Below are 4,429 nucleotides of genomic sequence, written 5' to 3'. Positions count from 1 at the left end.
ATCGACAAAGCCCGTGCATCGCTCATCCAGCCAGCCGGTGTTGTAAAGGCGTACGAACTGGGATACAAAAACCTTGTGGTCACCGTCGAACGGACGGCTGATGCGAAAACGATCCGGAAGCTCTATTCCGATGCCATGATCTTCGAAAATTATTCGAAGTATTCACTACCATTAACGATAAAAAACAAAAAAAGCAGGCTGCGGAAATCCAGTGGAACCACTTCGGGGACCAGACCATTGCCGTGCTCTTCGATTCCTGCAGGTATCTTGCCTTTCTTTGGGACAGCGCCTGGAAAGAAGGAGATGGCGATTCCCATATCAGTGACTTGAAAGAGATCGATCAGGATATGCCGAAAGCGCTCTACCCTGATAAAACGTTCCTGCCGTCCTATTCCATCAGTAAGATTGCCCCTGCTCTCCGGTAATTCCATCATCTTTTCATCGCATCAGTCCGGACGGGAATAGTTATTACCGGGCCGCAAGAATCAAAACGCAACCGTTATTGTACCAGCGCCCGGAATACCGGTACATGGCAAAAAAACGGATGTACGTCTGTTCGCTCGAGGCGGCGATGGACGTGATTGGCGGGAAATGGAAACCGCACATTCTCTGGAAGATAAAGGACGCCCCGCTCCGTTTTATGGCAATCCAGGAGAAACTGCCGGCGATCTCCCAGAAGATGCTCACCCGGCAGCTCCGGGCCCTTGAAGCGGATCGCCTTATCTCCCGCACGGAGTATGCCGGCATGCCCCCCCGGGTCGAGTATGCCCTGACGGAGAGGGGGAAGACCGTCATCCCAATCCTTGCGTCCCTGAAAAACTGGGCGGATGCGGAGCTCGCGGACCAGATCAACGAGAGCCACTGAGGGGGCTTTTGCCTCCGCCGTGACCGGCTTTTCTGCAACCCTTGGCTGCATGGCTGAATGGTCTGCAGACCGGCCCACGGGGCATATATCGTATCTAGGTCCCGATCACCGAAGCCGTTTTTCGAAGAAGAGGTCATAATCCCCGATCACGATAACGACTGCAACGAGGACCATCAGGACGGTGACAATGCACTTGGTGAACTGCTCCGCCGGGATGAAGCTCATGGAAACATCTGCCGAGAGGTGGAAGAGAATACAGGCAATGATGCTCCGGTTGTTCCGGTAAAATACCCAGTTGACGAGGAACGCCATGACGACCGTGCTTGCAAAGAAGTTTGTGGTAAAGAGCCAGCTGGACAGGAGGGAATTCTGGTAAAACCCGTTGATGAGGAAGAGCGGGGCATGCCAGAACGCCCAGAGGAGGCCAAAGGAGACAGAGGTAAAAAAGAGCGAAAAACGGCTTCTGAGACTGTCGACTCCGTATCCCCTCCACCCCGCTTCCTCCAGAGCCGGGGCCAGGAAGATGCCGGTGAGGGCCGGAATGGTCATGATGGCGGGGCTGAACAGGATTGCGAACTGGTCTGGTGATTTACCGAACAGGAGGGATATCGCGATCGCAATACAGATCATTGCCGGGAAAAGGAACACGATGAAGGGGAGTGTCCGCAGGTTGATCCGCCGGAGACTGATCAGTCGGTACAAGTAATCGCTCCAGAGTTCCGGGCTCCTGGCCTGCCGGAACATGATGAGGGATGCAGCAACCGGACCGCAGATCCCCAGAAATATCAGCAGTCCCTGCAGTACCTGGGATCCGCCATTCCAGCTGAAATACGCATCTGCAAACCAGAAGAACCAGGCAACAATGAACGCGATCAGAAAGAACCGGCCCGGCAGATATCGTGTCCGTGTATCCTTCATGGTCTCTTTCCCATTCCACACCCGCGTTGAAATACGCGACATGGATTCATAAGGCATTCGTTCAGGGTGCCCTGGAAATATCCGGCACCGATCCTGCTCTTTGCAATAGGGAGGCAGAGCGCCCGTAACACTCCTGCCGGTCATGGTTCCTGCCTTTGCAGCGTTTCTTGAGAGCAGGCTTCCTGACATTTTTGTCCCTGTTCCCTATATATCCCCGCGAATTCTTCCTGATCTATGGAACGGTGAAACAATGCTGTACAGAAAATTCCCGCGATGCAGCCACGATCTCTCGATCCTCGGGTTCGGGTGCATGCGGCTGCCGCCCGCTGAGGGTGAACAGGCTGGAGGAAAGGTTGATGAGCAGAAGGCAATCTCCCTGATCCGGACTGCCATCGATGCCGGTGTCAATTACATCGACACAGCCTACCCGTACCATAATGGGGAGGGAGAGGGAGTTGTCGGGAGAGCGCTTGGCAACGGGTATCGCGACAAGGTTTTCCTTGCCACCAAGCTCCCGAGCTGGCTCGTAACGAGCCGGGAAGACATGGACAAGTATCTCGACGAACAGCTCGTCCGGCTCGGCACGGACCATATCGATTTCTATCTCCTTCACGGGCTCGGGGGCGAAACCTGGGACAACCTTTCCCGGCTGGGCGTGCTGGAATTCCTTGACAGCGCCCGGGCGGACGGCCGCATCCGGCACCCGGCATTCTCCTTCCATGACCAGTTCCCGGTCTTCAAAGAGATCGTTGACGCCTACGACTGGACTTTTGCACAGATCCAGTACAACTTCATGGACGAGCAGTACCAGGCCGGCACGCAGGGGCTGCAGTACGCGGCTGAAAAGGGCCTTGGCATCGTGGTTATGGAACCTCTCCGGGGCGGGCTCCTCTCAGGCGACGTCCCCGCGATCCACCAGCATCTTCTTGATGCTCCGGTCCGGCGCACGCCATCAGAATGGGGGCTCCGCTGGGTCTGGAACCATCCCGAGGTCACGGTCGTACTCTCCGGAATGAACGCGATGGAGCAGGTTCAGGAGAACCTTGCTGCTGCTGCGCAGGGCATGCCAAATTCCCTTTCTCCCGGTGAGCTTGCCGTTGTGGAGAAGATGCGGGAGACATTTGCATCCCGCGTGAAGATCCCGTGCACCGGCTGCCGGTACTGCATGCCGTGCGGGAATGGCGTCGATATCCCCTCGTGTTTCATGTATTACAACCAGGCGTACACCTACGAGGCAAAGGAGAAGGCTGCGGGCGTGTACTCCTGGGCCCTCAGCGGCGCGTTCTCCGGGGGAATACCGGGGTATGCTTCCTGCTGCGTGCAGTGCGGGGAGTGCGAGGAGAAATGCCCGCAGCATTTTCCTATCCGGGAATACCTGCAGGATGTTGCCGGATATTTCGGAAAGTAACTATCATGAGGTTAAACAATGCCAGTAATCACGATTGACCTTTGGCCGGTAAGCCACGAACAGAGAATTGAACTGATCCAGAAACTCACGAAGACCGCCTCGGAGATCACAAAACTCCCGCCGCAGGCATTTTTCGTGTATGTCCGGGAATACCCGAAAGACGCCATCGGTGTTAGCGGAACCCCTCTCTCGCAACAGTTCCCGGACGCGGGAACACAGCCAAAATAGATACTTTTTTTATTCTGCCTGGTGTGCTGTACACAGGTGGCGACGGGAGTTGGCTGGTGGGGAGCAAGTTCAGCGGCGATCTAAAACGAGAAAATCCTTCATCCGGTTGAAGGAAATCACAGTCACGATGATTGTTTGTAATTTCCACAGAATCTTACATTTTTTATCCTGGAGGTTTTCTACAGAGCAAAAAAATTCAAAAATTACTGATTGATCAGGGATAGAACAACGGGATTTTCTGTATGGAGTGGTCTCTCGTCCCCGGCATCGTAAACCAGGCACGAAAATCGTGAAGAGAACAGTATGAAAGGTACATACAGTATAATCATGACAAATAGTTGTACAAAATCCCCGATGACCGGGATAAACGAGAAGATGTTGAGGATCATGCTGAAAATATAGCCGATAATTGTGATAATCATCAGCGCGAGGATATAACTGAACCATCCTATTCGTGCAATATGAGCGAGGATCGCAGAGAAGTTAAATGCCTCACCAATACTTCCGCTCCGGGAAAAACGCACAACGCCAAGGAATGAAAAAATGGTGATAATTATTGCCAGAAAACAGGCAATGATCATGAGGATTACCATGAAACCACCGGCCATAAGCAGGTCGGATATCAGTTCGGGGTGACTATCGAACCATCGTTCCGACTGGGAATCGGACATCGAACTGAAATCCTCAAAAAGGGCTCCCGAGGTTATGAGGGCGGATACAAGGGGAATAAATGCCAGGATAACAAGCAGGATAACCGGAGCCCAGTATACGATTTGGACAATAAGCAGTTTCAGGCCATCGATAAACATACTTCCCCACCCCTCCAATTCCGGAGCCGGTTTTGTTCCCCGGTAAATCCGAACGATATAACCAAGAATCAAAGGAAATATTATCATACTGATTATCAGTAATAACCACCGGGACCACTTTTCCCAGATGCCCTCCTTTGCATATGCAAACGAATCATCAAGCATTGAGCCAAAATCCATGAGATCACCAGACCGCATATA

General features: G+C 53.1%; 6 protein-coding genes. 4 read left to right on the top strand and 2 right to left on the bottom strand.

All coding sequences use genetic code 11. The features are described 5' to 3' along the window. Both A4E33_RS11640 and A4E33_RS11635 read left to right on the top strand, forming a co-directional pair. Nucleotides 1-330, top strand: a 330-nt coding sequence (locus tag A4E33_RS11640; protein ID WP_292348341.1) for a DUF2099 family protein, incomplete at its 5' end; no start/stop codon positions are given. A gap of 199 nt (nucleotides 331-529) precedes the next feature. Continuing rightward, nucleotides 530-865, top strand: a complete 336-nt coding sequence (locus A4E33_RS11635) for a helix-turn-helix domain-containing protein (protein ID WP_292348339.1) — start codon at nucleotides 530-532, stop codon at nucleotides 863-865. A 105-nt stretch (nucleotides 866-970) separates the two neighbouring features. Here A4E33_RS11635 and A4E33_RS11630 read toward each other — a convergent pair whose 3' ends face one another. After that, nucleotides 971-1,783: a CPBP family intramembrane glutamic endopeptidase gene (locus A4E33_RS11630; protein WP_292348337.1), complete on the bottom strand. Its 813-nt coding sequence runs from the start codon at nucleotides 1,781-1,783 to the stop codon at nucleotides 971-973. Nucleotides 1,784-2,033: 250 nt separating this feature from the next. On the opposite strand from A4E33_RS11630, the gene A4E33_RS11625 reads away from it, so the two are divergent. Together A4E33_RS11625 and dmpI are read left to right on the top strand one after the other, a co-directional pair. Next, nucleotides 2,034-3,191, top strand: coding sequence for an aldo/keto reductase (locus tag A4E33_RS11625; RefSeq protein ID WP_292348335.1), 1,158 nt, complete (start codon nucleotides 2,034-2,036; stop codon nucleotides 3,189-3,191). An 18-nt stretch (nucleotides 3,192-3,209) separates the two neighbouring features. After that, nucleotides 3,210-3,419 (top strand): 4-oxalocrotonate tautomerase DmpI, encoded by a 210-nt coding sequence (gene dmpI / locus A4E33_RS11620; RefSeq protein ID WP_292348333.1) that lies wholly within the window; start codon nucleotides 3,210-3,212, stop codon nucleotides 3,417-3,419. Nucleotides 3,420-3,622: 203 nt separating this feature from the next. Here dmpI and A4E33_RS11615 read toward each other — a convergent pair whose 3' ends face one another. Beyond that, nucleotides 3,623-4,393 (bottom strand): DUF4013 domain-containing protein, encoded by a 771-nt coding sequence (locus tag A4E33_RS11615; protein WP_292348342.1) that lies wholly within the window; start codon nucleotides 4,391-4,393, stop codon nucleotides 3,623-3,625. Nucleotides 4,394-4,429 lie beyond the last annotated feature (36 nt).

The sequence above is a fragment of the Methanoregula sp. PtaB.Bin085 genome (assembly GCF_002067035.1).
Classification (GTDB): Archaea; Halobacteriota; Methanomicrobia; order Methanomicrobiales; family Methanospirillaceae; genus Methanoregula.
Note: the sequence above shows the minus strand (reverse complement) of the source record. Positions and strands in the feature narration are given on the sequence as shown.